This window comes from Bradyrhizobium sp. BR 10289 (assembly GCF_019455385.1).
GTDB lineage: Bacteria > Pseudomonadota > Alphaproteobacteria > Rhizobiales > Xanthobacteraceae > Bradyrhizobium.
The window spans coordinates 38624-64974 of sequence record NZ_JACOFR010000007.1 but is presented as its reverse complement, the minus strand read 5'-3'; the positions used below and the strand labels follow the sequence as shown (position 1 = coordinate 64974).

Below are 26351 nucleotides of genomic sequence, written 5' to 3'. Positions count from 1 at the left end.
ATGATAGTATAGCGAGCGCGGTGGGCAAAATGGCGACATTTGTGCCCACCCCTTCGTCACTTTCCCGCCTCATCTCGCGGGCTATACCGACCGCCCCGCATGTTTTTACTACGGTCTCCCGCCGTTTACCTCGAACCTTGTTCCGGCGCGAACCACTCAAACAGCAATAGGTTTCGCCTGGGAACTCCGATAAACAGCGGGCGTTTCCGGCAAGCTGTTAACCGCAGAAAGAAAAGAAGTGCTGCAAAGCGTCGTCGTTGCCATCGTCAGGGCCTGCACCCGGTTTGCCTCCCTCGTCGTCGTAGTCGGGCTCCTGCTGTCGGTGGGCGCCGGCTATTACGCGTCGCGACACTTCGCCATCAACACCGATATCAATTCGCTGATTGCCCAGAATCTGGACTGGCGTCAGCGCGACCAGCAGTTCGACCGCGCCTTCGACCGCGATGCGACGATTCTCGCAGTCGTCGAGGCCAGGACGCCGGAGATGGCGACGGCGGCAGCAGACGCGCTCTACGCCAAGCTGAAGGACGACAAGACCAACTTCCAGTCGATGCAGCAGCTCGGCACCGGCGAGTTCTTCGAGAAGAACGGCCTGCTGTTCCTGCCCACCGAGGAGGTCGGCAAGATCACAAGCCAGTTCGAATCCGCCGCGCCCCTGATCGAGATCATGGCGGGCGATCCCTCGATCCGCGGCTTGACCGGGGCGCTGGAGACGGGCCTTGCCGGCGTCAAGCGCGGCCAGGTCAAGCTCGACAATACCGAGCGTCCCTTCAACATGATCGCGCAGACGGTCGAGACCGTGCTCAACAAGGGCAATGCCAGCTTCTCCTGGCGCGAACTCGTCAGCGACAAGCCGCTTGAGGATTCGGACAAGCGTACCTTCATCGAGTTCAAGCCGATCCTCGATTACAACGCACTGGAGCCCGGCAAGGGAGCCACCGACGCGATCCGCAAGGCCGCTGCCGATCTCGATTTCCCGACCAAGTACCAGGCCCGGGTGCGGCTGACCGGCCCGGTCCCGATCGCCAACGAGGAATATGCCACCGTGCAGGAAGGCGCCGTGGTCAACGGCGTCGGCACCATCCTCGTCGTGCTGCTCATCCTGTGGCTGGCGCTGCACTCCTCGAAGATCATTTTCGCGGTGTTCGTCAATCTCTTCGTCGGCCTTGCGCTGACGACCGCTGCCGGCCTGATGATGGTCGGCTCGTTCAATCTGCTCTCGATCGCCTTCGCGGTGCTGTTCGTCGGCCTCGGCGTCGATTTCGGTATCCAGTACAGCGTCCGCTATCGCTCGGAGCGCTACAAGCACGACGATCTCACCGGTGCGCTGGTGCTTGCCGCGAAGCGCTCCGCGGTGCCGCTGTCGCTGGCGGCCATGGCGACCGCAGCCGGCTTCCTCTGTTTCCTACCGACCGATTACAAGGGCATCTCCGAGCTCGGCCAGATCGCCGGCGTCGGCATGCTGGTGGCGTTCCTCTCCTCGATTACCGTTCTGCCGGCGCTGCTCAAGCTCCTGAACCCGCCCGGCGAGAAGGAGCCGGTCGGCTACGCCTTCCTGGCGCCGCTCGATCACTTTCTCGAGACGCACCGCGTGCTGGTCGTGGGCGGCACGCTGCTGCTGGCGGTCGCCGGCCTGCCGCTGCTCTACTTCCTGAAGTTCGACTTCAACCCGATGAATTTGCGCAATCCCAACGCCGAATCGATCGCGACCTTCCTCGATCTGCGCAAGGATCCGAACACTGGCGCCAATGCCATCAACGTGATGACGACGTCGGAGCAGCAAGCCAAGCAGGTCGAGGCGAAGCTGGAGAAGGTGCCCGAGGTGCTGCGGGTGATGTCACTCGACAGCTTCGTGCCGGAAGACCAGCAGCCGAAGCTGAAGCTGCTCGCGCAGGGCGCCAAGGTGCTGAATCCCGCGCTCAATCCCGACCAGATCGATGCCGCCCCGACCGACCAGGAGAATGTCGAGGCGCTGAAATCCTCGGTCGAAAACCTGCGGCGGACCGCAGGCGATGCCAAGGGGCCGGGCGCGACCGCTGCGCGCCGGCTGGCCGATGCGCTCGAAAAGCTCGCCAATGGCGACGAGGTCACCCGTAACAAGGCCCAGGACGTGTTCGTCACGCCGATGAAGATCGTGTTCGACCAGCTCAGGAACGCGATGCAGGCGGGTCCCGTCACGCTGACCTCACTGCCGCCTGATCTGGTCAACGCCTGGAAGAGCAAGGACGGCATCATTCGCGTCGAGGCGCTGCCCAAGGGCGATCCCAACGACAACGACACGCTGCGCAAATTCGCGGCCGCCGTGCTTAATGCCGAGCCGACCGCGATCGGCGGGCCGGTCTCGATCCTGAAATCCGGCGACACCGTGGTAAAGGCCTTCATTCACGCCGGCATCTATGCGCTTCTGGTGATCGGTCTTTTGCTGTGGATCACGCTGCGCCGGTTCGTGGACGTGCTGATGACGCTGGTGCCGCTGCTGGTAGCCGGCGCGGTGACGCTTGAGATCTGCGTGTTGATCGGCCTGCCGCTCAACTTCGCCAACATCGTCGCGTTCCCGCTGCTGCTCGGCGTGGGCGTCGCCTTCAAGATCTATTATGTCGTGGCGTGGCGCTCGGGCAGAACAAACCTGCTTCAGACCAGCCTGACGCGCGCGATCTTTTTCAGCGCGCTGACGACGGCGACCGCGTTCGGCAGCCTGTGGCTGTCGAGCCATCCCGGAACCTCCAGCATGGGCAAGCTGCTCGCGCTCTCGCTGGTGACGACGCTTGCCGCAGTGCTGCTGTTTCAGCCGGCCCTAATGGGCAAACCCCGCAATCTCAGGGAGTAGGCAGATGTCGCCGACAGGGTCAGCGGCGCCCTTCTGACCGGGCTTAGCTGCGCCGGCGGCTTTCGGCCCCGCGGGGGCAGGCGCGGCAGCGGTTGCGCCGGTCGTGGCTTGAGCCGTGCTTTGGGCTGTCGCGCCCTGAGCTTTCGGCGCCGCGCCGGCCGCCTTCGGTGCGCCTTTGGCCATGGCATTGGCAGGACTCAAGGGGATCGGCGGCCCGACCCGCGTCCAGGTCTCGCCTCCGCAGAGGAAGCCCATCACGCAGCCCTTGATCTCGAGCTGGTCGGTGCCGACAGGCGTGATGGTCGCGCTGTAGGTCTGACCATCCTGCGCGTTATAGACCTGTCCTTCCCACTGCTCGGCGCCAGGCTTCTTCTTCATGTCGATCAGGGTCGGCATGCCCAGTGTCGGCCTGTTCTTTTTCGAGACATCCGGGTTGTTCTCGTCGCGGCCGCCGGGCTTTTTTTCCCAGGAAACCGCGCCCCACATGCTGCCATTGCACTGGGCGACACGGATATTGGCGACGCCGTCGGCGACCCGCCAGTCGCCGGTCGGGTCCGCCGCGAGCGCGGGAGTCAGGCAGGTGTAACCGCCGGCCAGTAATATTCCGGTGTAAAGGGCCAAACGCATGAGTGTTCCTTGGCAGTGCAACATGGTTTAAAGCTGTGCTTGCGAAGATGGTCCGAAAAAGGGCAAAAGGCCGCACAGACCGTTTTCAGTCACGGTCCGTTTTCAGTTGACGAGACGGCCCTCAATCGAAGTATGTAGCGGATGCACAGTCCAAATCCAGACATGTCTCAGCTGTTCGCGGACCGGCAGGCCCAGCGCAGCACCCTGCATAATCGGTATCTGAACGAGCAGTTCGTCCGGGTCCTGAAGACCATCGGCTACGATGTCGGCTTCCAGAAGGGGCAGGGGCAGTACCTCTACGACCGCGAGGGCGCGCGCTATCTCGACCTGTTGTCCGGCTTTGGCGTGTTTGCGATCGGGCGCAATCATCCCGTCATGCGCGAGGCGCTCAAGAGCGTGCTCGATGCCGACCTGCCGAATCTCGTCCAGTTCGACGTTTCGACGCTCGCCGGCGTGCTGGCCGAGCGGCTGCTGAAATACGTCCCCTATCTCGACAAGGCGTTCTTCGCCAATTCCGGCGCCGAATGCGTCGAAGCCGCGATCAAGTTCGCGCGCGGCGCCACGGGGCGTCCCGGCATCGTCTACTGCGCCCATGGCTATCACGGCCTGACCTATGGCGCGCTGTCGCTGACCGGTGATTCGAATTTCCGCACCGGCTTCGAGCCGTTGCTGCCGGGCTGTACTGCGGTGCCGTTCAACGATCTGGTCGCGCTCGAAAAGGCGCTGGCCTCGCGCGAGGTCGCGGCGTTCGTCGTCGAGCCGATCCAGGGCAAGGGCGTCAACATGCCCACCGACGAGTTCCTGCCGGGCGCGGCCGCGCTCTGCAAGAAGTACGGCACGCTGTTCGTCGCCGACGAGATCCAGACCGGCATGGGCCGCACCGGCCGCTTCCTCGCGGTCGAGCACTGGAACGTCGAGCCCGACATGGTGCTGCTGTCGAAGTCGCTGTCGGGCGGCCACGTGCCTGTCGGCGCGGTGCTGACGCGCAAGGCCATCTTCGACAAGATCTTCAACCAGATGGACCGTGCCGTCGTGCACGGCTCCACCTTCTCCAAGAACGACCTCGCGATGGCCGCGGGCATCGCCACGCTCGACGTCATGGAGTCCGAGAAGCTGATCGAGGCCGCCGCCAAGCGCGGCGCCGAGCTTCGCCTCGCGCTGACGCGCATGGTGCCTGGCTACGAGCTGCTGAAGGAAGTGCGCGGCAAGGGCCTGATGATCGGCATCGAGTTCGGCCCGCCGAAATCGCTGCGGCTGCGCGCGTCCTGGAACGTGCTGGAGGCCGCCAACAAGGGCCTGTTCTGCCAGCTCATCACCGTGCCGCTGTTCAAGGATCACAAGATCCTGACGCAAGTGGCCGGCCACGGCAGCCACACCATCAAGCTGCTGCCGCCGCTCACCATCACCGAGGAAGACTGCAGCTGGATCGAGCGCGCCTTCGACGACGTCATCGCCGGCAGCCACAAGGTCCCCGGTGCGATCTGGTCGCTCGGCAAGACGCTGGTGGATAACGCGGTGCGGCGGTCGGCGTAAGGCCGTATAGCTGTTTCAGCAGCCGTCATTGCGCTCGCAATGACGGCGTAGATACATCTAGCCCTCCACATTCGCCTTCATCGCCGCCTCGAACTTGTCGACGAACTCGGCGAGCTCGTCGCCGCCGATATCGCTGACGGCCCAGAAGTTCAGCCCGCGCTCGCCCCAGCGGCGGCAGTTGAAGCCCTGCATGGTCTGGGTCTTCGGCGGCCGGTGCTCGGTGCTCGTGGTCTGCGATACGAACAGATTGATCACGTGCTGCCGCCGCTTGTAGACGACCGCGCCGATGGCGCGAGCGTCGATATAGTCGAGCCGGCCGCCGACCAGCGTAAAGCCTTGCGCGGTGAGATCGATCACCGGCGGGGCGACGTCGAGCTTGCCATTGAACCAGGGCTTCACGGTATGCTGGTCGGTCGAGACCACGTCGATGAGATGGCCGGCCTGGAGCGAGCGCAGATGCGCGGAGACGACCTCCGACAGAATGCGCTGCTGGTCGTCCTGACGCAGCACCAACGCGACGACACCGGAGGCGGCGAGCGCGGAGACCGCCGAGCCCATCGCGAAGCCTCGCAGCATGGAGCGGCGGGTCGGCTGTTGCCGCTGCGCTTGCGGCAGCGAGGCCTCAATGCGGCTGCGCAGGCTTGCCGGCGCGGTGTAGCGCAGATTGGTGTCGGCCAGTACGCGCTGCATCTCGCGCTGCGCCGCAAGCGCCGCGGCGCAGTCCGGGCAGCCGGCGATGTGGGCTTCGACCTCGCGCGCGTGGCCGGCATCGAGCTCGCCATCGAGCAGCGCGTGAAGCAGGATCCTTGCTTCGTCGCAGGTCATCTCGAATGCTCCTCTTCCGCCGTCCAGGCCGCGCGCAGCATGGCGCGGGCGCGGGCGAGGCGGGACATCACGGTGCCGACGGGGGCGCCGACGGCCTCGGCGATTTCACGATAGGACAGGTTGTTGATCTCCCGCAGCACGAATGTTTCCTTGAATGGCTCGGCGAGCGCGTCGATCAGCTTGCGGATCGCGCCCGCATCGCGGCTACGCAGCACTTCGGTTTCCGGGCTCCCCTCGCTCTCCTGCCACAGCGGCGTCTGATCGGCGGCGCCGGGCGTATCCTCGATCGCGCTCGGGCGGTGCGCGCGCCGCGCATATTCGGCGTTGCAGACATTGCGCAGGATCGCGAACAGCCACGGCTTCATCGCCGGGCCGCGATAGCTGTCAAAGTGCTTCAGCGCGCGCAGATAGCACTCCTGCACCGCGTCCTCGGCATCGGAGGCGTCGCGCAGCAGATAGCGGGCGAGCGTGTAGACGTCGTCGAGATAGGGCAGCGCCGCCTCGCGGAAGCGTTGCGCCTTCTGCAAATCGTCGGTGGCGGGCATCGCTCCTCGCTTTGCCTCTTGTTCTGCACGTGGCGTCGTTTCGTCCCTGTCCGTTCTGTCGGCGTGTGTGACCTCAGGCACACGAGCCCGGCCGGCGTTAGACCACCGGCCGGGCAAGACGTTGATGCCTTGGTTGGAGACGTTACTCAACCTTGATCATCCCCGTCATGTGCGGGTGCAACGAACAAAAATACTTGTAGTCGCCCGCATTGGTGAAGGTGAACGAGAACTTGTCATCGGTGTCCAGCGTCTTCGACCTGAACTTGCCGGCCGACACCACGGTGTGGGGGATGTCGTCCCGGTTGGTCCAGGTCACGGTGGTGCCGACCTTGATCTTGAGTTCGGCCGGCTGGAAAACGAAGTTGTCAATGTGGACTTCCATGTCGTCGGCAGCACGGGCAGTTGTTGCGGGCAGCAGGATGGCCGCGGCCACAGCGACGCCGAAGTCGCGGCGATTGAGTGTCTTCATGGTCAGTGTCCGATCAGCCTTGCATCAACCCTGGATCGGCGTGTCGATGATCGCCAGCCGCTGCTCGTTCTGCTTGAAGTTGATGCTGGCAACGCCGAGCATGGAGCGGAGCTTGGCGTCCTCGACCTTCATCGGTCCGGGCGAGGGCGCGGCGCCCGGCGCCGGCTGCGGGAAGGCGGTCGACCGCGCGGTGTGGAAGGTGACGTTACCCTCGACCTTCTGCATCACCTGGTGGATATGGCCGTTCAGCACGGTAACCGAGCCAAAGCCCTTGACGTATTCCAGCGCGCGGCCGCCGTCCTCGGTGCCCCAGCCCCATTCGGGATAGACCGTCCAGAGCGGGATGTGGGCGAACAGAACGATCGGCGTCGATTTCGACTTGCCGCGCAGATCGTCCTCGAGCCAGGCGAGCTGCTCGGCGCCGAGATTGCCAAGGCCCCCGGCCTTCAGATCGACGACGTTGACGAGGCCGATGAAGTGCACGCCGCCGGCGTCGAACGAGTACCAGCCCTGGCCCTTGGTACCGCGGCCGTAGCGCTCGCGATAGAATTTCACCTCCTCGTCGAGGAAGTCATGCTCGCCGGGAACGTAATGCACGTCGAGCTTGCTCTGCGAGATGATGCGCTCGGCATTGTCGAACTCGGCGGCCTTGGACAGATGGGTGATGTCGCCGGTGTGGATCATGAACGACGGCTTTGCCGGCATCGCGTTGATCTTGCCCACGGCCTCCTCAAGCGTGCCGAGCGCGTTGGGATTGGCCGGCTTGTCGAAGCCGACATGGCTGTCGCTGATCTGAAGGAAGGTCATGCCGGGTGCAGCTGCCGTGGCGGCCTGCGCGGAATCGATGATGCCGAGCGAGCGCGGTACGCCGCCCGTGATGGTCCAGAGCACCCCGGTGCCGGCCCAGGTCATGCATTCCAGCACCTTGCGGCGGCTGACGCCGTCGTCCCCGTGATCGTGTCCGCTCATCGCAACGTCTCCACTTCGCCCGGAATTGGGCGTCGGGGAAGTGATCGGGGGCGGTGGAGAGTTATTCCCGGATGCGATGACGTTTTCGTGAGGTAACCGGCCTCGTGTCCCGGACACGCTGCAACGCGGAGCGTTGCTGCGCAGAGCCGGGACCCAGAAGGCGGCACGTAGCGCGGTGAGATGGGCCCCGGCTCTGCAGCGCATCACTTCGTGCTGCGCAGCGTCCGGGGCACGAGATTTACTCCGCGAACTCCCGCACGGCACTCACCACGGCCGCCGGCACCTCCTGCGCAACGCAATGCCCGGCGTTCTCGAAGACCAGCGTGCTGACGCGTGGAATCAGCGACACCGCCCGCGCCGCCATCACCTTATAGACCGGCCCCGACTTCGCGTTGGTCGCGACGCGCACCGGGCAATTAATCTCGGCGAGCGAACCAAACGGATTGCCGCGGGCATCGCCAACGTAAATCTGCACCATCACCTCGTAGATCGGACGCAGAATCGCTGCCTCGATCTCCGGCGTGCAACAGAGCCGGACCCGGCCATCGTCGAGCGTTACGAAGCCGTGGCGCACATAGGCCCGCAGCGAGGTCTCGGTCCAGTCCGCAAATGCCGGTGACGTGCGGTAGCGCGCAAAGACGGCGTCGGCGTTGTCGAACTCCGCGCGACGGCGTAGCGCGCCCTGGACGCGGGCCACGGAGTCGTCGTCCAATCCGCCGGGGCGCGCCGCGTGCGGGTCCATCACGGTCGGCTCCATCACGAACAAGCGTGTGAAGCGTCCGGGCAAGAGTTTTGCGGCGAGCAGAAGATCGGTCGCGCCGGCGCTGTGGCCGATCCCGTAGACGTCGCGCAGATCGAGCGCATCGATCACCCGGCAGAGATCCTCGGCAAAGTCCAGGAAATGATAGGTATCAGGCTTGTGGCTCGCGCCATGGCCGCGGCGGTCCAGCGCGTAGACGGTGTAGGTCGATGCAAGCTCGCGTGCGACCTCGTCCCAGACGCCGGCGACGAAACCGGTGCCGTGCACGAGCAGGGCAGGCGGCTTGCCGCTCTGGCCCCATTGCAGCATGGCGATCTCTGTGCCGGCCGGGCCGATTGAAAAGCGCTGACTGATCATGGTGACGGGATGCTACTTCGCATCCTCCAAAATCATCGTCGCGCCTTTCTCGGCGATCATCGCGGTCGGCGTGTTGGTGTTGCCCGATGTGATGGTCGGCATGATCGAGGCATCGACGATGCGCAAGCCTCCGAGGCCGTAGAAACGCAGGCGCTCGTCGACCACCGCCATGGGATCGCTCACCGCGCCCATCTTCGCGGTGCCGACGGGGTGGAAGATGGTGGTGCCGATGTCGCCGGCAGCTTTTGCCAGCGAAGCGTCGTCGTCGCCGACGGTCGGGCCGGGCAGATATTCGCTCGGCCGATATTTCGCCAGCGCCTTCTGCTGCATCAGGCGGCGCGTGGTGCGGATGGCGTCGGCGCCGACCTGGCGGTCATCGTCGGTCGACAGATAGTTCGGCGCGATGATCGGCTTCTCGTCGGGCGTAGCCGAGCGCAGCCGCACGGTGCCACGCGAGGTCGGCTGGAGATTGCAGGCGCTCACGGTGATGGCGGGGAAGCGGTGCAGGGGATCGCCGAATTTGTCGAGCGACAGCGGCTGCACGTGGAACTGGATGTTGGCGCGCGCGCGTGTCGCATCCGAGCGCGTGAAGATACCGAGCTGCGACGGCGCCATGGTCAGGGGACCGCGGCGGCGGAAGGCATAGTCGAGGCCCATCAGGCCGCGCCGGAACAGATTGTAATAGGTCTCGTTCAGCGTGCGCACGCCCTCGACCTTGTAGATCGCACGCTGCTGGAGATGGTCCTGCAGATTACGCCCGACGCCGGCCTTGTCCATGACGATGTCGATGCCCAGCGGCGACAGCCAGTCGGCGGGACCGATGCCGGAGCGATGCAGCACCTGCACCGATCCGATCGCGCCTGCCGAGAGCACCACCTCGCGCCTGGCACGCGCCTCGATGATCTCGCCGTTCTGCATGAAGCGCACGCCGACGGCGCGGCCCTGCTCGATGATGAGACGGTCGACCAGCACGTGCTTCTCGAGCCGCAGATTGGGGCGCCTCAAGGCCGGCTTGAGGAAGCCGCGTGCCGACGACCAGCGCCGGCCGCGCTTCTGGTTGACATGGAAATAGCTGGTGCCTTCGTTGTCGCCGGTGTTGAAATCCGGAATGCGCTTGATGCCCATTTCCTCGGCGGCGTCGCCGACGGCGTCGAGAATGTCCCACGACAGCCGGGGGGCCTCGATGCGCCAGCCGCCGCCGGCACCATGATGCTCACTCGCACCCAGGAAGTGGTCTTCGAGTTTCTTGAACAGCGGCAGCACGTCGTCATAGCTCCAGCCGGTCATGCCAAGCTGGCGCCAGTGATCGTAATCGGCAGCCTGGCCGCGCATCGAGATCATGGCGTTGATCGCCGAGCAGCCGCCGATCACCTTGCCGCGCGGATAGGCGAGCGCGCGGCCGTTCAGGCCGGGCTCGGCCTCGGTCTTGAACATCCAGTCGGAGCGCGGATTGCCGATGGCGAAGAGATAGCCGACCGGAATGTGGAACCAGATCCAGTTGTCGTCGCCGCCGGCCTCCAGAATGAGGACGCGATTTCGAGGGTCGGCCGAGAGCCGGTTGGCGAGGATGCAGCCGGCCGTGCCGGCCCCGACGACGATGTAATCAAACTCACCTTCGAGCCGTCTCGGCATTCTGTTTCCACCCGGATGGTCACTTGACGTTCCCTCCTAATAGGCAGACGCGGCGGACCGGGACAAGTCCGGCCACGCCGGACGGGCAGGGCTACGCCCCGATGTGAGGCAGTTGGGTGGACCGGTGCTTGCATGGTAGACAGTCCTGTATTCTTAACAAAGCTCGAGACCTTCCATGCCCATCGTGAACCGTGTCGCCGACCTCCAACCCGATATTCAGGCTTGGCGCCGGGACATCCATGAGCATCCGGAGCTGCTGTACGATGTCCACCGCACCGCAGCATTCGTCGCGGATCGGCTGCGCGAGTTCGGCTGCGATGAGGTCGTGACCGGCCTCGGCCAGACTGGCGTGGTCGGCGTGATCAAGGGCAGCAAGCCGGCCGGCGAGGGGCTCAGGACCATAGGCCTGCGCGCGGACATGGATGCGCTGCCGATCGACGAGCAGACCAACCTGCCCTACGCCTCGAAGACGCCCGGCAAGATGCACGCCTGCGGCCATGACGGCCACACCGCGATGCTGCTCGGCGCGGCGCGCTATCTCGCGGAGACCCGCAACTTCGCCGGCGATGCCGTGGTGATCTTCCAGCCGGCCGAAGAGGGCGGCGCCGGCGGCGCGGCCATGGTCAAGGACGGCCTGATGGAGCGCTTCGGCATCGAGCAGGTCTACGGCATGCATAACGGTCCGGGCATTCCGGTCGGCTCCTTCGCGATCCGTCCCGGTCCGATCATGGCATCGACCGACGAGGTCGATATCAACATCGAGGGCCTCGGCGGCCATGCCGCGCGTCCGCATAAATGCGTGGACTCCGTGCTGGTGGGCGCGCAAGTGATCACCGCCTTGCAGTCGATCGTGGCGCGCAGCATCGATCCCCTGGAATCGGCGGTGATCTCGATCTGCGAATTCCACGCCGGCAACGCCCGCAACGTCATTCCGCAGACCGCGACGCTACGGGGCACCATCCGCACGCTGTCGCCGGAGGTGCGCAAGCTCGTCGAGAAGCGCGTGCATGAAGTCGTGGCGGGCGTCGCGCAGATCACCGGCGCCAAGATCGACCTGCGCTACAAGCGCAACTATCCCGTCGTGAACAACCACGCCGCGGAGACCGAGGTGGCGCGGCGCATCGCCAGACAGGTCGCGGGCGATGCCAATGTGCACGAGATGCCGCCGCTGATGGGCGGCGAGGACTTTGCCTACATGCTGGAAGCGCGGCCCGGCGCCTTCATCTTCTGCGGCAACGGCGACAGCGCCGGCCTGCATCACCCCGCCTATAATTTTGACGACAAGGCGATCGTCTACGGCACGTCCTATTGGGTCAAGCTGGTCGAGGAGCAGCTCGCCGCGTCGTAGGGCCGAACCTTGACCCACGCATGAAAGGGGCCCGTGGATCGCACGGGCCCTTTGTCTTTGCGGGATCCGATCGGCTTCAGAAGATGCGCGAGAAGATCACGTAGAGCGTGCCCGACAGCAGGATGGCGACGGGCAGGGTCAGCACCCAGGCCATCACCATGTTCCTGATGGTGGCGACCTGGAGGCCCGAGCCGTTCGCGGCCATTGCGCCTGCGACGCCTGACGACAGCACGTGGGTGGTCGAGACCGGCAGGCCGAAGGTGTCAGCGGCGAAGATCGTGCCGGCTGCGACGAGCTCGGCGGAGGCTCCTTGCGCATAGGTCAGGTGGGTTTTGCCGATCTTCTCGCCGACGGTGACGACGATGCGCTTCCAGCCGACCATGGTGCCGAGGCCGAGCGCGATCGCAACGGCCACCTTCACCCAGGTCGGGATGAACTTGGTCGCGCTGTCGAGCCCGCCCTTGTAAGCGTTCAGGGTCGCGACCTCGTCCTTGTTGAGGTCGTTTTCCTTGTCTTTCATCAGGAAGCGGATCGCTTCCGAGGTCAGGTACATGTCGTTACGGGTGTTGCCGACCACTTCCGCCGGCACCTTATTGAGCGAGCCGTACCGGGCGACCTGATCGCCGACATCCTTCACCAGCACCGACAGCGAGGGATAGGTGCCTTCGCTGATGTGGTGCGAGGTGATGTACTGCGTCACCGCAGGACGGGGATCGCCGATGATCGCGTGGCCGGCGCCCTTGGCCGCGATCACCTTGGAAGCGGCGTCCGAGACCTTCTGGAACTGGGCGACCTGGCTCTCCGGCAGCGCGCGGTTCAGCGCGTAGGCGGTCGGCACGGTGCCGATCAGGATCAGCATGATCAGGCCCATGCCCTTCTGGCCGTCGTTCGAGCCGTGCGCGAAGCTGACGCCGGTGCAGGTCAGGATCAGCAGGCCGCGGATCCAGATCGGCGGGGCCTTGTTGCCCTCGGGCGCGGAATAAAGCGCGGGGTTCTTGATGATCATCTTGAGCAGCAGCAACAGGCCGGCGGCGCAGATGAAGCCGACCAGCGGCGAGAGCAGCAGCGCATAGCCGATCTCGGTGGCCTTGCCCCAGTCCACGCCCGAGGTGCCGTCACGGCCGCGCATCATCGCGTTGGCGACGCCGACGCCGATAATCGAGCCGATCAGGGTGTGTGAGGAGGAGGCCGGCAGGCCGAAAAACCAGGTGCCGAGGTTCCACAGGATCGCGGCGATCAGCAGCGCGAACACCATGGCGAAGCCCGCGCTGGAGCCGACCTGGAGGATCAGTTCCACCGGCAGCAACGAGACGATGCCGAACGCCACCGCGCCGGTCGAGGTCAAGACGCCGAGGAAGTTGAACAGGCCGGACCACATCACCGCGAATTCCGCCGGCAGCGAGTGGGTGTAGATCACGGTCGCAACCGCGTTGGCGGTGTCGTGGAAGCCGTTGACGAATTCGAAGCCGAGCGCGATCAGCAGGGCAACGAACAGGAGGATGAACGGCACGTAGCTCGTGACGCGGGCGCCGGTTGCATCGACGTCGGCGTAGATGCTGTAGGCGACATAAAGCAGCCCTGCGGCGAGAACGCCGAAGAACAGGATCATCGTCAGCGGATTGAAGCCTTTGTCGAGATTGGGCCGGGAGGCCGGCTGGACAGGCGCCGGATCGCCTACCGCACGGTCGAATGCAACATCTGTCATTTTTGGACGCCCCTTAACTTATTGGAAGGGCTATTGTCCGTGATGGATTTGAAGGCTGAATGACAGGCTGCGTCCTAACGTCGCTTTCTCACCGGTTTATGCGGCGCGTGGGGCCTTTCTCTGCAAGCCTGCCGCAATCTTGAGGTCTTCGACAAAGCGCTGATATTCCTGCACCTTGGCTTCCGGATCGGGCAGCCGCAGCAGATAGGACGGGTGCACCGTCACGAGCGCCTTGCGCCCGTCGGGAAGCTCTATGAGCCGGCCGCGGGTTTTGCCGATCGGGGTGATCTTGCCGAACACGCTCTGCGCGGCGGTGGCGCCCATCGCCACGATGAGCTCCGGCTGGATTGCCGAGACTTCCCGCTCATACCATTGCCGGCAGGCCCGGATCTCCGGCGTGGCCGGCTTCTGGTGCAGGCGGATCTTGCCGCGCGGCACGAATTTGAAGTGCTTCACCGCATTGGTGACGTAGACCTTCTTGCGGTCGACGCCGGCTTCCTCCAGCGCGCGGTCGAGCATCTGGCCGGCGGGGCCGACAAAGGGATGGCCGGCGAGATCTTCCTTGTCGCCGGGCTGCTCGCCGACCAGCATGATGGTGGCGTTCTTCGGGCCTTCACCGAATACGGTCTGGGTCGCGTCCTTGTAGAGATGACAGGCGCGGCAATGGGCAGCCTCCTCCCGGAGGACTTCGAGATCATTCGTGGCAGTCTTGCGTGGCATCGGAGCCTCCGGCCGCTTTTGAGGCTTGTGCGGATCGGTTGCGGCATTGGCGATCATGGCGCCGGTCATGCGCTCGGCGTCCTCGATCAGGGGCTTAATGATCGAGGCCTCGGGCAGGTTCCTCCAGTATTTCTTCGGCATCTCGGTCTGCATCGCCTTCACCTTGAGCCGCGCCGGATTGAAGATGCTGGCATAGTAGCGCCGCCATGTCTCCTCCAGCCGGTCTTCGCCCGGTGCGTCGTTCCTGCTGACGCCCGGCGTGTACGAGATCGCATGGCCGTCCCAATGCGCGCAGAGGTCAGGCGTCAGGATCGACCAGGGCATGTCGGCAAAGCGTTTTGCGAAGAACGGCGCTGCGAGCTCGACGATGTGATGTTCCGGCTCGAACCAGGCGACGTAATGCGCGGCGCGCTCGCGTCCGATCTCGCGGAAGCGCACGAAGGCATGCATCTTGTGCTCGTCGCGATGGACCGCGCGCGCCATCGCCGTCACCTGCGCGACGTCAGGATCGGTCGCGACCTCCATGAGATCGTGGTTGGTCTTCAATCGCCAGAGCAGGCGATAGAGGATCGCAAATCGCTGGGGATCTCGATGCAGGATCGCGGACTGGGCGAGATCGACGAATTTGCCCGATACGCTGAAGGTGCCGTCGTGCACCTCGAGGATCGGCGACGGCGAGGGCGGTGCAAACAAATCGGCGGCGCCGTCCTGCACGGCCCAGGTGACATCGGTGGGCTGCACATGGTGCAGCACGAGGCTGCGCGCGGCTTTGCGCCAGCCGTCGAAATCGGTTTCAGTGTCGAGGATGATGTACTGCATCAGAAGCCAAACCCCAGTTGCGTTGCCTTCGGCTTGAACCGTTCGATCAGCCCGGTTGCATCGAGACGATGCAGCGAAGGGCGGTGATCGCTGAGGACGATGAACGGCAGCGCCTTGTGCCTGGGCACGTGCAGCCGTGCGAGATCCGCCACGCGAATGGTGGTGGTGCGCCGCGCCGCGATGATGCGTTCGACCGCCTTGGTGCCGAAGCCGGGTACGCGCAGCAGCTCCTCGCGGCTGGCGCGGTTGACGTCGAGCGGAAAACGGTCGCGATGGCGCAGCGCCCAGGCGAGTTTTGGGTCGATGTCGAGCGGCAGCATCGCGCTGTCATCGACGATCTCCGCAACGTCGAAACCGTAGAACCGCATCAGCCAGTCGGCCTGGTAGAGCCGGTGCTCGCGCAGCAGCGGCGGCTGCACCAGCGGCAACGCGCGGCTGGCGTCGGGGATCGGGCTGAAGGCGGAATAATAGACGCGCCGCAGCCGGTAGGAGCCGTAGAGATTGGCGCTGGTGTGGAGGATGGTGTGGTCATTGGCGCTGTCTGCGCCGACGATCATCTGCGTGCTCTGGCCTGCGGGCGCAAAACGTTGAGGCCTGGCTTTCGTCTTTGCGGCGCGGCCTTCCTCGGCCTCGTCGAGCTTCAGCCGCAGCCGGCCCATAGTGCGGCGGATCGCGCGCACATCCTTCTCCGGCGCGAATTGCTGCAGGCTCGTCTCCTCCGGCATCTCGATGTTGATGGAGAGACGGTCGGCATATTTGCCGGCCTCCGCGATCAGCGCGTCGTCGGCCTCGGGAATGGTCTTCAGATGAATGTAGCCGCGGAAGTGATGCTCCTCGCGCAGCTTTCGCGCGACGCTGACCACTTGCTCCATGGTGTAGTCGGGGCTGCGGATGATGCCGGAGGAGAGGAAAAGGCCCTCGATGTAATTGCGCCGGTAGAAGTCGAGCGTGAGCTTGACCACTTCGTCGATGGTGAAGCGGGCGCGCGGCACGTTGGAGGAGGCGCGGTTGACGCAATAGAGGCAATCGTAATTGCAGGCGTTGGTGAGCAGCACCTTGAGCAGCGAGATGCAGCGTCCATCCGGTGCATAGGAATGGCAGATGCCCATGCCTGGCGCGGTCGAGCCCATGCCCTTGCCGTCGCTGGAATCCCGTTTCTCGGTGCCGCTGGAGGCGCAGGAAGCGTCGTACTTGGCGGCATCCGCCAGAATTTCCAGCTTGCGTTGTACGTCCATTCCGGAATCCCTTTGATTCAGCTTGCGAATCCGAATGAGCACCAATTCGATTGACTCACCCGGCCTCGTTAGCTTTATATTAGAACATATCATGAACAAATGAGCCAGCCGCTGGTTCTCTTTTTGAGAGCTTCCGGCAATCACCTCTGAAGGAGCGGCGTATATGAGCGGCGCACGTCTAAGCGCGCTTGCGACCTTGCGCGGCCAGATCGAGCGCATCGAGACGGCGGAGGTCGTGCACCAGCATGATCGCGTTGCGCTCGGCCATCGCGAAGCCGACGCCGCGCTGAAGGGCGGGCTCGCGCGCGCGGCGATCCATGAGGTGTTTTGCGAGGGGCGCCAGGGCGCGGCCGCGACGGGTTTTGTCACCGGGCTTGCCGGGCGCGTGACGGCGCGCAAGCCGCTGCTGTGGGTGCGGCAGGATTTTTCAGAACTCGAAGCCGGCGCGCTGTCGATGAGCGGGCTCGCCGAGCTCGGCCTCGATCCGCGCCGCGTGGTGACGGTGCGCGCCGCCGATGTCGAGAGCGCGCTGCGGAGCGCGGCTGATGCGCTCGCCTGCGATGCGCTCGGTGCCGTCGTGCTCGAGCTCTGGGGCGAAGTCAGGCAGTTCGATCTCGTGGCGAGCCGCAAGCTGACGCTGGCTGCGCAATCGTCCGGCGTCACCGGGCTGATGCTGCGCATGGCTGCGCAGCCGCTGCCCTCGACCGCGGAGACGCGATGGATGCTGCGCGCGGCGCATTCGCCGCCGGGCCCGGCTTCAATGCCTGCGGCGCCTTGGAGTGCCTGGGGTGCGCCGCGCTTCGATGCCGAGCTGTTGCGCAATCGTCACGGCCCCTGCGGCCGGTGGATCATGGAATGGAAATGTGATGAGTGCCAGTTCAGTGAACCGTCGACGTATCCTCAGCCTGTGGCTGCCACGCCTGCCCATCGACCGGATCCAGCGGTTCTTCGGCGCGCTGGGTAAAACCAAAGCGTTTTCAAGCGAAGTGGGTACCGGTTCGCGTGAAGAAAACGCGTCAAAACAAAAAGATAAGCCCAGCATCGTTGTCATCAAGGACAGCAATGCTTTGGTGATCCACGCGCTGGACAAGGCCGCCGAGCGCCTCGGTCTGCACATCGGCCAGCCGCTCGCGAACGCCCGGGCGATGTGTCCGGATTTACGCGTGTTCGACGCCGATGTCGTGGCCGATGCGAAAACGCTCAGCGACATCGCCGACTGGTGCGACCGCTTCACACCGCTGGTGGCGCTCGATCCGCCGCACGGGCTGTTTCTCGACATCACCGGCTGCGCGCATCTGTTCGGCGGCGAGGCCGCATTGTTGCAGACGCTGGTCCGCGCGCTGGCGCGCCAGGGCTTTGCCGTCAGCGCGGCGATTGCCGGCACCTCGGTCTGCGCGCGCACGCTGACCCGGCAGACGCCCGGCGTCATCGTGGCCGATGGCGGGGAGGCGGCGGCGATCGACCGGTTTCCGGTCTCCGCGCTCGGTGCTGGCGAAGCCACCACCACCGGCTTGCGCCGTGCCGGCTTGAAGACGATCGGTGATGTCGCTTCGCGTTCGCCCAGCGAGATCACGGCGCGGTTCGGCGCGCGCTTCTCCACGCTGCTCGCCCATGCGCTGGGGCAGGGCGATGCGCCGATCAGCCCGCGAAAACCGCTGCCCGATTACATCGTGGAAAAGCGCTTTGCCGAGCCGATCGCGACCGACACCATGATTGCGATGACGTTGTCGCAGCTGGCGGACACGTTGATCGCGTCGATGGAGAAGCAGGGCAAGGGCGCGCGGCGGCTGGAAGCGGCATTCTTTCGCACTGACGGCGTGGTGCGCGCCATCATGGTCGAGACCGGACGTCCCGTGACGCGCAGCGTCGTGATCGACCGCCTGTTTCGCGAGCGTCTCGATGCGCTCGCCGATCCCCTCGATCCCGGCTTCGGCTTCGACATGGTGCGGCTGTCGGCGAGCCGTACCGAGGTCGTGGTGCAGGAGCAGCGCGATCTCGACGCCCATGTCCACGACAATGACGAACTCGCCGCGTTGATCGACCGCATCGCCGCGCGCATCGGGGGAAAGCGCGTCGTCGTGCATCTGCCGCAGGATACGCATATTCCCGAATGCGCGGTGCTGGCCGCGCCTGCCCAGCATCATCTCGCCGCAGCCCAGAAGGCCGAATGGCCTGATCGCGTCGAGAGCGAGCCGCCGCTGCGCCCCTTGCGACTGTTCGATCAGCCGGAGCTGGTCACCGTGCCGTTCGCGACCGTGCCTGACGGCCCGCCGCATCAATTCACCTGGCGCCGCGCGAAACATGCGGTGGTGCGCGTGGAGGGGCCCGAGCGCATCGCCATGGAATGGTGGCGGCAGGACGGCAAGCAACTGACGCGGGATTATTTCCGAATCGAGGATGCCGAGGGCCTGCGCTTCTGGATCTTTCGCGATGGTCTCTACGAGGGAGAGGTGTTCAACGCCGATGGCGAGCCTGCACCGCCCAAATGGTACGTGCACGGTCTCTTCGCATGAGTGCGCCCGCCTATGCCGAGATCGGCATCACCACCAACTTCTCTTTCCTGCGCGGCGGCTCGGATCCGCGCGCCTATGTGCATCAGGCGAGCAGGCTCGGCATTCCCGTGATCGGCATTGCCGATTACAACACGCTCGCCGGCGTGGTGCGCGCCTGGAAGGAGCTGGATAATGACAAGGTGCTGCACAAGCCGAAGCTCTTGATCGGCGCCCGCATCGTCTTCATCGACGGCACGCCCGATATTTTTGTCTATCCGCGCGACCGCGCCGCCTATGGCCGGTTGTGCCAGCTTCTCACAAGGGGCAAGCGCGGCGACGACATCACGCGGATCGAGAAGGGCGAATGCCGTCTCAGCTTCGCCGATCTTCTGGAATTTTCGGAAGGCCAGCTCCTGATCCTGACGCTGCCGCATCGTTTCGATCCCGCGCAGGCACTGGATATTCTTGCAAAGCTGAAAGCGAGCCGCGCCGAGGGCGTATGGCTAGCGGCGAGCCTCGTCTATCGCGGCGACGATCGCCGCCGCCTGGCGCGGCTCGACGATCTCGCCGCAACAGCAAAAGTGCCGCTGCTCGCGACCAACGAAGTGCTCTATCACGATCCCGGCCGCCGTCCGCTGCAGGATGTGCTGACCTGCATCCGGGAAAAGACCACGATCGAGGCGGTCGGGCGGAAGCTCGAAGCCAATGCCGAGCGGTTTTTGAAAACGCCCCGCGAGATGGCCCGGCTGTTCCGCGATTTTCCCGACGCGATCGCACAGACGTTGCGCTTTGCGGACAGGATCGATTTCACGCTCGACCAGCTCAAATATCAATATCCGGACGAGCCGGTGCCGCCGGGCAAGACCGCGCAGGGGCATCTGGAGGATCTGACCTGGGCGGGCGTCGATAAATATTTCGGCGGCATCGATAACATTGATGAAAAGCTGCGCGCCACCCTGAAGAAGGAACTCGCGCTGATCGCCGAGCTGAAATACGCGCATTACTTCCTCACCGTGCACGACATCGTCCATTACGCCCGCAGCCAGAACATTCTGTGTCAGGGACGGGGATCGGCGGCGAATTCGGCGGTCTGCTACGTGCTCGGCATCACCTCGGTCGACCCGACCAAGGTCGATCTGCTGTTCGAACGCTTCATCTCCAAGGAGCGGCTGGAGCCGCCCGACATCGACGTCGATTTCGAGCACTCCCGGCGCGAGGAGGTGATGCAATATGTCTATCGCCGCTATGGCCGTCACCGCGCCGCGATCATCGCGACCGTCATCCACTACCGCCCGCGCAGCGCCATCCGCGACGTCGGCAAGGCGCTCGGCCTGACCGAGGACGTCACCGCCGCGCTCGCCGACACCGTGTGGGGCAGCTGGGGCAGTGGCCTCAATGAGATGCAGGTCCGGCAGGCCGGGCTCGATCCCAAAAATCCCATGATCAACCTCGCGGTCGAGCTTGCGACCGAATTGATCGAATTCCCGCGTCATCTCTCCCAGCATGTCGGCGGCTATGTGCTGACGCAGGACCGGCTCGACACCTATGTGCCGATCGGCAATGCCGCGATGGACGACCGCACCTTCATCGAATGGGACAAGGACGACGTCGATGCGCTGAGCATGATGAAGGTCGACGTGCTCGCGCTGGGCATGCTGACTTGCATCAGGAAATGCTTTGATCTGATCGCGGACCACAAGGGCAAGCGTTACGTTCTGTCCGATATTCAGGGGGAGGATGACGACGAGGTCTACCAAATGCTGCAGCGGGGCGAGTCGCTCGGCGTTTTCCAGGTGGAGAGCCGGGCCCAGATGAACATGCTGCCACGCCTGAAGCCGCGGACGTTTTACGATCTCGTCATCGAAGTTGCGATCGTGCGGCCGGGCCCGATCCAGGGTGACATGGTGCATCCGTATCTGCGGCGGCGGAACGGTCTGGAGAAGGTGAGCTATCCGTCTCCGGCACCGGATCAAGGAGACAAAAACGAGCTTTACAATGTGCTGAACAAAACGTTGGGCGTGCCGCTATTCCAGGAACAGGCGATGCGCATCGCGATCGAGGCGGCAAAGTTCACTTCCGAGGAGGCCAACGGCTTGCGCCGCTCGATGGCGACCTTCCGCAATGTCGGCACCATCGGCCAATACGAGGAGAAGCTGATCGGCAACATGGTCGCGCGCGGCTATGATCCGAATTTCGCTCGAAGCTGCTTCGATCAGATCAAGGGCTTTGGCTCCTACGGCTTTCCCGAGAGCCATGCCGCGAGCTTCGCCCAGCTCGTCTACATCTCGTCCTGGCTGAAATACCATCATCCCGACGCCTTCTGCTGCGGCCTGTTGAACTCGCAGCCGATGGGCTTTTATGCGCCGGCGCAGATCGTCGGTGATGCGATCAAGAATAGGGTCAAGGTTCTCGATATCGATGTCACGCACAGCTTTGCGCAGAATACTCTGGAAGATAACGGTAACGAATATTGCGATGTACGTTTGGGCTTCCGCCAGATCGACGGTTTCCATTGGCTCGATCCGGATGAGGAGGAACTCAAGAAGCAGCAGGCGGAGCGACAAGGCAAGACATACGTTACCCAGGAAGACTGGGCCGATCGCATCATCAAGGCCCGCTACCGCCGCCCGTTCACCTCGCTTGAAGATTTCGCCCGCGACACCGGTCTGCCCAAGCGCGCGCTGATCCTGCTCGCAGATGCCGACGCGTTTCGCTCGCTCGGGCTCGACCGCCGCGAGGCGCTGTGGCAGGTGCGGCGGCTGCCCGATGACGTCGCGCTGCCGCTGTTCGAGGCGGCGACCGCGCGCGAGCAGCCCGACGAGCACGCCAAGCCGCTGCCAGTGATGCCGCGTTCCGAACAGGTGGTCGCGGACTACCAGACCATCCGCCTGTCGCTGAAGGGGCATCCGATGGAGTTCTTGCGCGCGATGTTTTCGCGCGAGCGGATCGTCGCCTGCAAGGAGATCAGCCACGAGAACGAGCGGCGCCGCGTCCGCTGCGCCGGCGTGGTGCTGGTGCGGCAGCGGCCGGGCAGTGCCAGCGGCGTGGTGTTCATGACGCTGGAGGACGAAACCGGCATCGCCAATGTCGTGGTGTGGCCCAAGGTGATGGAGCAGTACCGCAAGGAGGTGATGGGCGCGCGCCTCATCGAGGTTCAGGGCTATATCCAGAGCAGCCCGGAGAAGGTCACGCATCTGATCGCCCAGCGCATTATCGACCGCTCGCACGATCTGGTCGGCCTTGCCAATGATGCGCTGAGCCGCACGCCTCCGGTGCCGGCGGGTGCCACCGTGGTCGAGCCGCTCAACGAAGATCGCCGCACTCTCGGGGACATGCCCGCGCAAAAAATCCGCCACCCCCGCAACGTCCGCATCCTGCCGCCGTCAAGGGATTTTCATTGAAGATCGCTTCGCCGGACAGTTTCCCTTGCGACCGAGACAATTTGAATCAAGCCCCTAAACAACCTGAAAGAGAGTGGTCGATATGGTTCGCTTAATTCGATTTGGACATGGCGGGGGACTTCTTGCGGCAGCCAGAATCGTTGCAACGGTCGCGTGGCCTCGCCGTTGCCGTGAAGTTGGATCGGCAGCCGGCTTGTATCGACAGGCTGGCTCTCTGGTTGTCCAAAGGCAGTACAATCGATGGACTTTGGGTCGGATCGTTCGAAGGCAAGCCCCATTCGGCGCTACGCCGCGTGGAAGAAGCTCTCCAGCTCATCAAGCGCTACGACCGGCTCGGCTATACCCGGATCACGCGCGATCTCGACCGGATATGGGTGACTCTGCTCCCCAGCGCCCAAGCACACTATGATCGGTCGATGAACGCTTGCGTGGTCGACGAGCGCTACATTCTCGGAGACACGACGACCTTGGAGCAGATCGCGTCTACCTTTATCCATGAAGCAACCCACGCGCGCCTCGAAGGCTGGGGAATCTCTTATGTCGAGGCGATGCGTATCCGGATCGAAGCGATCTGCCTTCGCCAGGAGTTGCGCTTCCTCGGCAAATTGCCGAACACCGAGGTGCTTCGGGATGAGATCGCGCGTACGTTGGAGTGGTGTGCTGCGGATCACGACGGCTATTTTGCCGATGCAAGCTTCCGTACGCGCGAAGAGGACGGACAAATCAAAACATTGCGCCATCTAAACGCTCCGGACTGGATCATCAGGTGGATGACCTGGCTGATCAGCAGGCGACGAAAACGCGCATCGGTGTCGCTGGGGTCTTAGCCTTCGGATCCTGATCAAAATCCGCGTAGTCTCATTCAGCTGTCATTGCGAGCGAAAGCGAAGCCTCCTCGCAATGACGTGGAGAGAGCCCCACCTCATTCCGGCGCGGCGCCCACCGGCGGGCCGCCGGGCGGGCGGTGCAGGAAGGTCAGCGAGGCATAGGCGCCGACCCAGGAGCCGATCGCCGCGAAAGCGACATAGAAGGCGTTTTCGGTGTAGCTGATCACCGCGTAGGAGGAGAGCAGATACCAGATCGCGCTCCAGGTCGCGGCGGGCACGCGCTTGCGCGCGACGACGGCCGAGGTGAACATCACATAGACCGCGTCGGTGGCCGCCGTTGCGACGAACACGGCGCCTGCGGTGAGGGGATCGATGGCGGCCATTGCCCTTCCTTTATGTGCTAATGGAGGTCGGCAGAAAAACTAAGGGAGACAAGCGGCCATGCAAAGCCCCTCCGATATTCTCAAGGATATGTGGACCTCTGTCGGCGGTGACCCGGCCGCGCTCGCACGCGTGCGGCTGACCGGAGAAGAGCCGCAGATCCCGTCCTCGTTCCGTGTCGCCGTCGCTGGCCAAACGACGATCGCAGCTGCAGGCATGGCCGCCGCCGAGATCTGGCGAATGCGCAGCGGCGAGGCGCAGGACGTCACCGTCGACATGCGCCACGCCGTCGCCGAATGCCGCTCCGAGCGTTATCTCCGCCTCGACGACAAGCCGCCGCCTCCCGCGTGGGACGCAATCGCCGGCGTCTACAAGACCGGCGACGATCGTTTCGTCCGCTGCCACACCAATTTTCCGCACCATCGCAACGCCGTCTGCAAGGTGCTGGCCTGCGCGCCGGAGCGCGAGACGGTGCAGGCTGCACTGATGCAGTGGAAGGGCGAGGACTTCGAGACCGCGGCCTATGCCGCAGGCGGCGTCGTTGCGCTGATGCGCAGCCACGACGAATGGTCGGCGCTGCCGCAGGCGCGTGCGCTCGCCGGGCTGCCGCTGGTCGCGATCGAGAAGATCGGCGATGCCGATCCGAAGCCGTGGCCTCGAGGCGATCGCCCGCTCGCCGGCCTGCGCGTGCTCGATCTCTCCCGCGTCATCGCAGGACCCGTAGCCGGCCGCACGCTCGCCGCGCACGGTGCGGACGTGCTGCTGGTGTCGGGGCCCGATCTCCCCGCCATTCCCTGGCTCACCATCGACACCGGCCGCGGCAAGCTCACCACCTTCGTCGAGCTGAAGACAGAGACTGGCCGCGCGCAGCTGCGCGAGCTTCTGAAGGACGCCGACATTTTCTCGCAAGGCTATCGCCCGCGTGCGCTTGCGGCCCTCGGCTTCTCGCCCGAGGAGGCCGCGACCATCAATCCCGGCATCATCTACGTGACGCTGTCGGCCTATGGCCATACCGGTCCCTGGGCCGAGCGGCGCGGCTTCGACTCGCTGGTGCAGACCGCGACGGGCTTCAACCACGCGGAAGGAAAGGCCGCCGGCATTGATGGGCCCAAGGAGTTGCCGGCGCAGATGCTCGACCACGCCACCGGCTATCTGATGGCGTTCGGCGCGATGATGGCCAAGGCGCGCCAGGCGAGGGAAGGCGGCAGCTGGCATGTGCGCGTGTCGCTGGCCCAGACCGGGCGCTGGCTGTGGAATCTCGGCCGGCTCGATGGCGGGCTGACCACCCCGGATCTTACGGGGGAAGCCGTACATGCTGCGTTCATCGAAAGCGTGTCATCTGGTTTCGGCACATTGAAGGCGGTGCAGCATTCGGCGTTGTTGTCGAAGACGCCGGCAGGGTGGCGCCGTCCGGCGATGCCACTCGGCAGTCATCCCGCGACATGGCCGGCGCGAAACTGACGTGAAGCTGACGCGTCGCAGAATTTTAACGCAGTTCGAAAGGTGCGAAGCGTTTTTTAGGTTGTTTGAAATCCTAATTCGGCACTATTAGCGCGACCGACAAGGCAGGCGTCTGCCGAGATCGTCGCAGATACGACCGGGCCCCATGGTAGTTGAAAATACCAAGCGTTTGCAGGTGTTTACAAAACAACGGATGATCACATCCGTAGTTTTACTGGCACTTGTCGGCGCCGGCGCCTATGGCTTTTTCTATGCGGGGAGCACGGCCAAGGACAAAAGCCACTCCGAGATCTCCAGCCAGTCGCGCAGGAATGCGCAGAACTTCACGCCGACGCCGTCCGAATGGGCGACGCTGACGATCGAGCCGGTCAAGGCCAAGACCTTCCGGGCCGAATATGTCACCGAAGGCAAGGTCGCGGTCGACGAGGACCGCTCGACGCCGGTGTTCTCGCCCTATGCGGGCCGCGTCACCAAGCTGCTCGCCAAGCCGGGCGAGACCCTGAAGCAGGGTCAACCGCTGTTCACGATCGAGGCCGCCGACACCGTGCAGGCCCAGAACGATTTCATCGCGGCGATGACCGCGCAGAACAAGGCGAAGTCGGCGATCGATCTGGCCGACATCCAGTTCAAGCGTGCCAAGGATCTCTATGAGGGCCATGCCATTCCGCTGAAGGACTATCAGCAGGCGGAAGCGACCCAGGTCCAGGCGCAGAACGACATGCGCTCCTCGGTGACCGCGCTGGAGGCGGCACGCAACAAGCTGCGCATCCTCGGCTTCACCGATGAGACCATCAAGGCGTTCCAGGACAAGGGCGTGATCGATCGGGAGATCACGATCTACTCGCCTATCGCCGGCACCGTCGTGCAGCGCAAGATCGGCCCCGGCCAGTATGTGAGCGCGGGCGCCAGCGATCCGGTCTTCGTGGTCGGCGACCTCTCCACGGTCTGGCTCACCGCCTTCGTGCGCGAGAGCGATGCGGCCGCGGTTTGCGTCGGGCAGGACATCACCGTCAACGTGATGGCGCTGCCGGGCCGCCCGCTCACCGCCAAGATCAACTACGTTGCCGCCGCGATCGATCCGAGCACCCGCCGTCTGCTGGTGCGCGCCACCATCGACAACAAGGATGGCCTGCTCAAGCCGGAGATGTTCGCCAACGTCACGATCTACTCGGCCGGCGACCGCGCCGCGCCGGCGGTCCCGAAGCAGGCCTTGATCTATGAAGCCGACAAGGTCCGCCTCTGGGTCGCGCGCGAGGACAAGTCCGTCGAGCTGCGCGAGATCAAGACCGGGCTCATCAACGGCAACCTCGTCGAGGTCACCAGCAATCTGAAGCCCGGTGAGCAGATCGTCGTCAAGGGCAGCCTGTTTATCGACCGCGCGGCGTCCGGCAGCTGATCGGCGACCCAAGAACAAGATA

The 26351-nt window shown here is 64.4% G+C and carries 20 protein-coding genes; 9 read left to right on the top strand and 11 right to left on the bottom strand.

The window, feature by feature from the left end; all coding sequences use genetic code 11:
• The first annotated feature begins 238 nt into the window (after positions 1-238).
• Positions 239-2827 (top strand): hopanoid transporter HpnN, encoded by a 2589-nt coding sequence (gene hpnN / locus HYH08_RS14415; protein ID WP_220010476.1) that lies wholly within the window; start codon positions 239-241, stop codon positions 2825-2827.
• On the opposite strand, the gene HYH08_RS14410 is transcribed toward hpnN, so the two are convergent.
• Positions 2795-3454: a DUF2147 domain-containing protein gene (locus HYH08_RS14410; protein ID WP_220010475.1), complete on the bottom strand. Its 660-nt coding sequence runs from the start codon at positions 3452-3454 to the stop codon at positions 2795-2797. The two genes, hpnN and HYH08_RS14410, sit on opposite strands and share 33 nt — an antisense overlap.
• A gap of 141 nt (positions 3455-3595) precedes the next feature.
• Here HYH08_RS14410 and hpnO point away from each other — a divergent pair, with 141 nt between their 5' ends.
• The gene (hpnO, locus tag HYH08_RS14405; RefSeq protein WP_220010474.1) at positions 3596-4987 is read left to right on the top strand and encodes an aminobacteriohopanetriol synthase HpnO; all 1392 of its coding nucleotides are present in this window, start codon (positions 3596-3598) and stop codon (positions 4985-4987) included.
• Between the two features lie 57 nt (positions 4988-5044).
• Here the strand turns inward: hpnO and HYH08_RS14400 are convergent, their stop codons facing one another.
• The 6 genes from HYH08_RS14400 to HYH08_RS14375 all read right to left on the bottom strand — a co-directional run bounded on the left by HYH08_RS14400 (position 5045) and on the right by HYH08_RS14375 (position 10544).
• Positions 5045-5812 carry an anti-sigma factor family protein gene (locus HYH08_RS14400; protein WP_220010473.1) on the bottom strand — a complete coding sequence of 256 codons (768 nt, stop codon included), beginning with the start codon at positions 5810-5812 and terminating at the stop codon, positions 5045-5047.
• A complete protein-coding gene (locus tag HYH08_RS14395) occupies positions 5809-6357 on the bottom strand; it encodes a sigma-70 family RNA polymerase sigma factor (RefSeq protein ID WP_220010472.1) in 549 nt (182 codons plus the stop codon). The genes HYH08_RS14400 and HYH08_RS14395 overlap by 4 nt, the downstream gene beginning before the upstream one ends.
• Before the next feature lie 142 nt (positions 6358-6499).
• Complete coding sequence (locus tag HYH08_RS14390) at positions 6500-6826, bottom strand: cupredoxin domain-containing protein (RefSeq protein WP_220010471.1); 327 nt, start codon at positions 6824-6826, stop codon at positions 6500-6502.
• Positions 6827-6850: 24 nt separating this feature from the next.
• Positions 6851-7795: a metallophosphoesterase family protein gene (locus tag HYH08_RS14385; protein ID WP_220010470.1), complete on the bottom strand. Its 945-nt coding sequence runs from the start codon at positions 7793-7795 to the stop codon at positions 6851-6853.
• 238 nt (positions 7796-8033) lie between these two features.
• Entirely contained in the window at positions 8034-8912 is an 879-nt protein-coding gene (locus HYH08_RS14380; RefSeq protein WP_220010469.1) for an alpha/beta fold hydrolase, read from the bottom strand.
• 12 nt (positions 8913-8924) lie between these two features.
• The gene (locus HYH08_RS14375) at positions 8925-10544 is read right to left on the bottom strand and encodes a GMC family oxidoreductase (RefSeq protein WP_220010468.1); all 1620 of its coding nucleotides are present in this window, start codon (positions 10542-10544) and stop codon (positions 8925-8927) included.
• Positions 10545-10719: 175 nt separating this feature from the next.
• Here HYH08_RS14375 and HYH08_RS14370 point away from each other — a divergent pair, with 175 nt between their 5' ends.
• Entirely contained in the window at positions 10720-11892 is a 1173-nt protein-coding gene (locus tag HYH08_RS14370; protein ID WP_220010467.1) for a M20 aminoacylase family protein, read from the top strand.
• 76 nt (positions 11893-11968) lie between these two features.
• Here the strand turns inward: HYH08_RS14370 and HYH08_RS14365 are convergent, their stop codons facing one another.
• The 3 genes from HYH08_RS14365 to HYH08_RS14355 all read right to left on the bottom strand — a co-directional run bounded on the left by HYH08_RS14365 (position 11969) and on the right by HYH08_RS14355 (position 16371).
• Positions 11969-13597: an inorganic phosphate transporter gene (locus tag HYH08_RS14365; RefSeq protein WP_220010466.1), complete on the bottom strand. Its 1629-nt coding sequence runs from the start codon at positions 13595-13597 to the stop codon at positions 11969-11971.
• A 96-nt stretch (positions 13598-13693) separates the two neighbouring features.
• On the bottom strand, positions 13694-15136 hold the full coding sequence (locus HYH08_RS14360; protein ID WP_220010465.1) for a UdgX family uracil-DNA binding protein: 1443 nt from the start codon (positions 15134-15136) through the stop codon (positions 13694-13696).
• The gene (locus HYH08_RS14355) at positions 15136-16371 is read right to left on the bottom strand and encodes a putative DNA modification/repair radical SAM protein (RefSeq protein WP_220010464.1); all 1236 of its coding nucleotides are present in this window, start codon (positions 16369-16371) and stop codon (positions 15136-15138) included. The genes HYH08_RS14360 and HYH08_RS14355 overlap by 1 nt, the downstream gene beginning before the upstream one ends.
• A 163-nt stretch (positions 16372-16534) precedes the next feature.
• Between HYH08_RS14355 and HYH08_RS14350 the strand changes: the two genes are divergently transcribed.
• The 4 genes from HYH08_RS14350 to HYH08_RS14335 all read left to right on the top strand — a co-directional run bounded on the left by HYH08_RS14350 (position 16535) and on the right by HYH08_RS14335 (position 23091).
• Entirely contained in the window at positions 16535-17335 is an 801-nt protein-coding gene (locus HYH08_RS14350) for an ImuA family protein (protein ID WP_220010463.1), read from the top strand.
• The gene (locus tag HYH08_RS14345) at positions 17238-18884 is read left to right on the top strand and encodes a Y-family DNA polymerase (RefSeq protein WP_220010462.1); all 1647 of its coding nucleotides are present in this window, start codon (positions 17238-17240) and stop codon (positions 18882-18884) included. Before HYH08_RS14350 ends, HYH08_RS14345 begins: the two co-directional genes overlap by 98 nt.
• A complete protein-coding gene (locus HYH08_RS14340; RefSeq protein ID WP_220010461.1) occupies positions 18881-22264 on the top strand; it encodes an error-prone DNA polymerase in 3384 nt (1127 codons plus the stop codon). Before HYH08_RS14345 ends, HYH08_RS14340 begins: the two co-directional genes overlap by 4 nt.
• Positions 22265-22371: 107 nt before the next feature.
• Positions 22372-23091, top strand: a complete 720-nt coding sequence (locus tag HYH08_RS14335; RefSeq protein ID WP_220010460.1) for a hypothetical protein — start codon at positions 22372-22374, stop codon at positions 23089-23091.
• Between the two features lie 95 nt (positions 23092-23186).
• Here HYH08_RS14335 and HYH08_RS14330 read toward each other — a convergent pair whose 3' ends face one another.
• Positions 23187-23474 carry a hypothetical protein gene (locus HYH08_RS14330; protein WP_100230195.1) on the bottom strand — a complete coding sequence of 96 codons (288 nt, stop codon included), beginning with the start codon at positions 23472-23474 and terminating at the stop codon, positions 23187-23189.
• A 58-nt stretch (positions 23475-23532) separates the two neighbouring features.
• Between HYH08_RS14330 and HYH08_RS14325 the strand changes: the two genes are divergently transcribed.
• The gene (locus HYH08_RS14325; protein WP_220010459.1) at positions 23533-24933 is read left to right on the top strand and encodes a CoA transferase; all 1401 of its coding nucleotides are present in this window, start codon (positions 23533-23535) and stop codon (positions 24931-24933) included.
• A gap of 145 nt (positions 24934-25078) precedes the next feature.
• Entirely contained in the window at positions 25079-26329 is a 1251-nt protein-coding gene (locus HYH08_RS14320) for an efflux RND transporter periplasmic adaptor subunit (RefSeq protein WP_220010458.1), read from the top strand.
• The last annotated feature ends 22 nt before the right edge of the window (positions 26330-26351 follow it).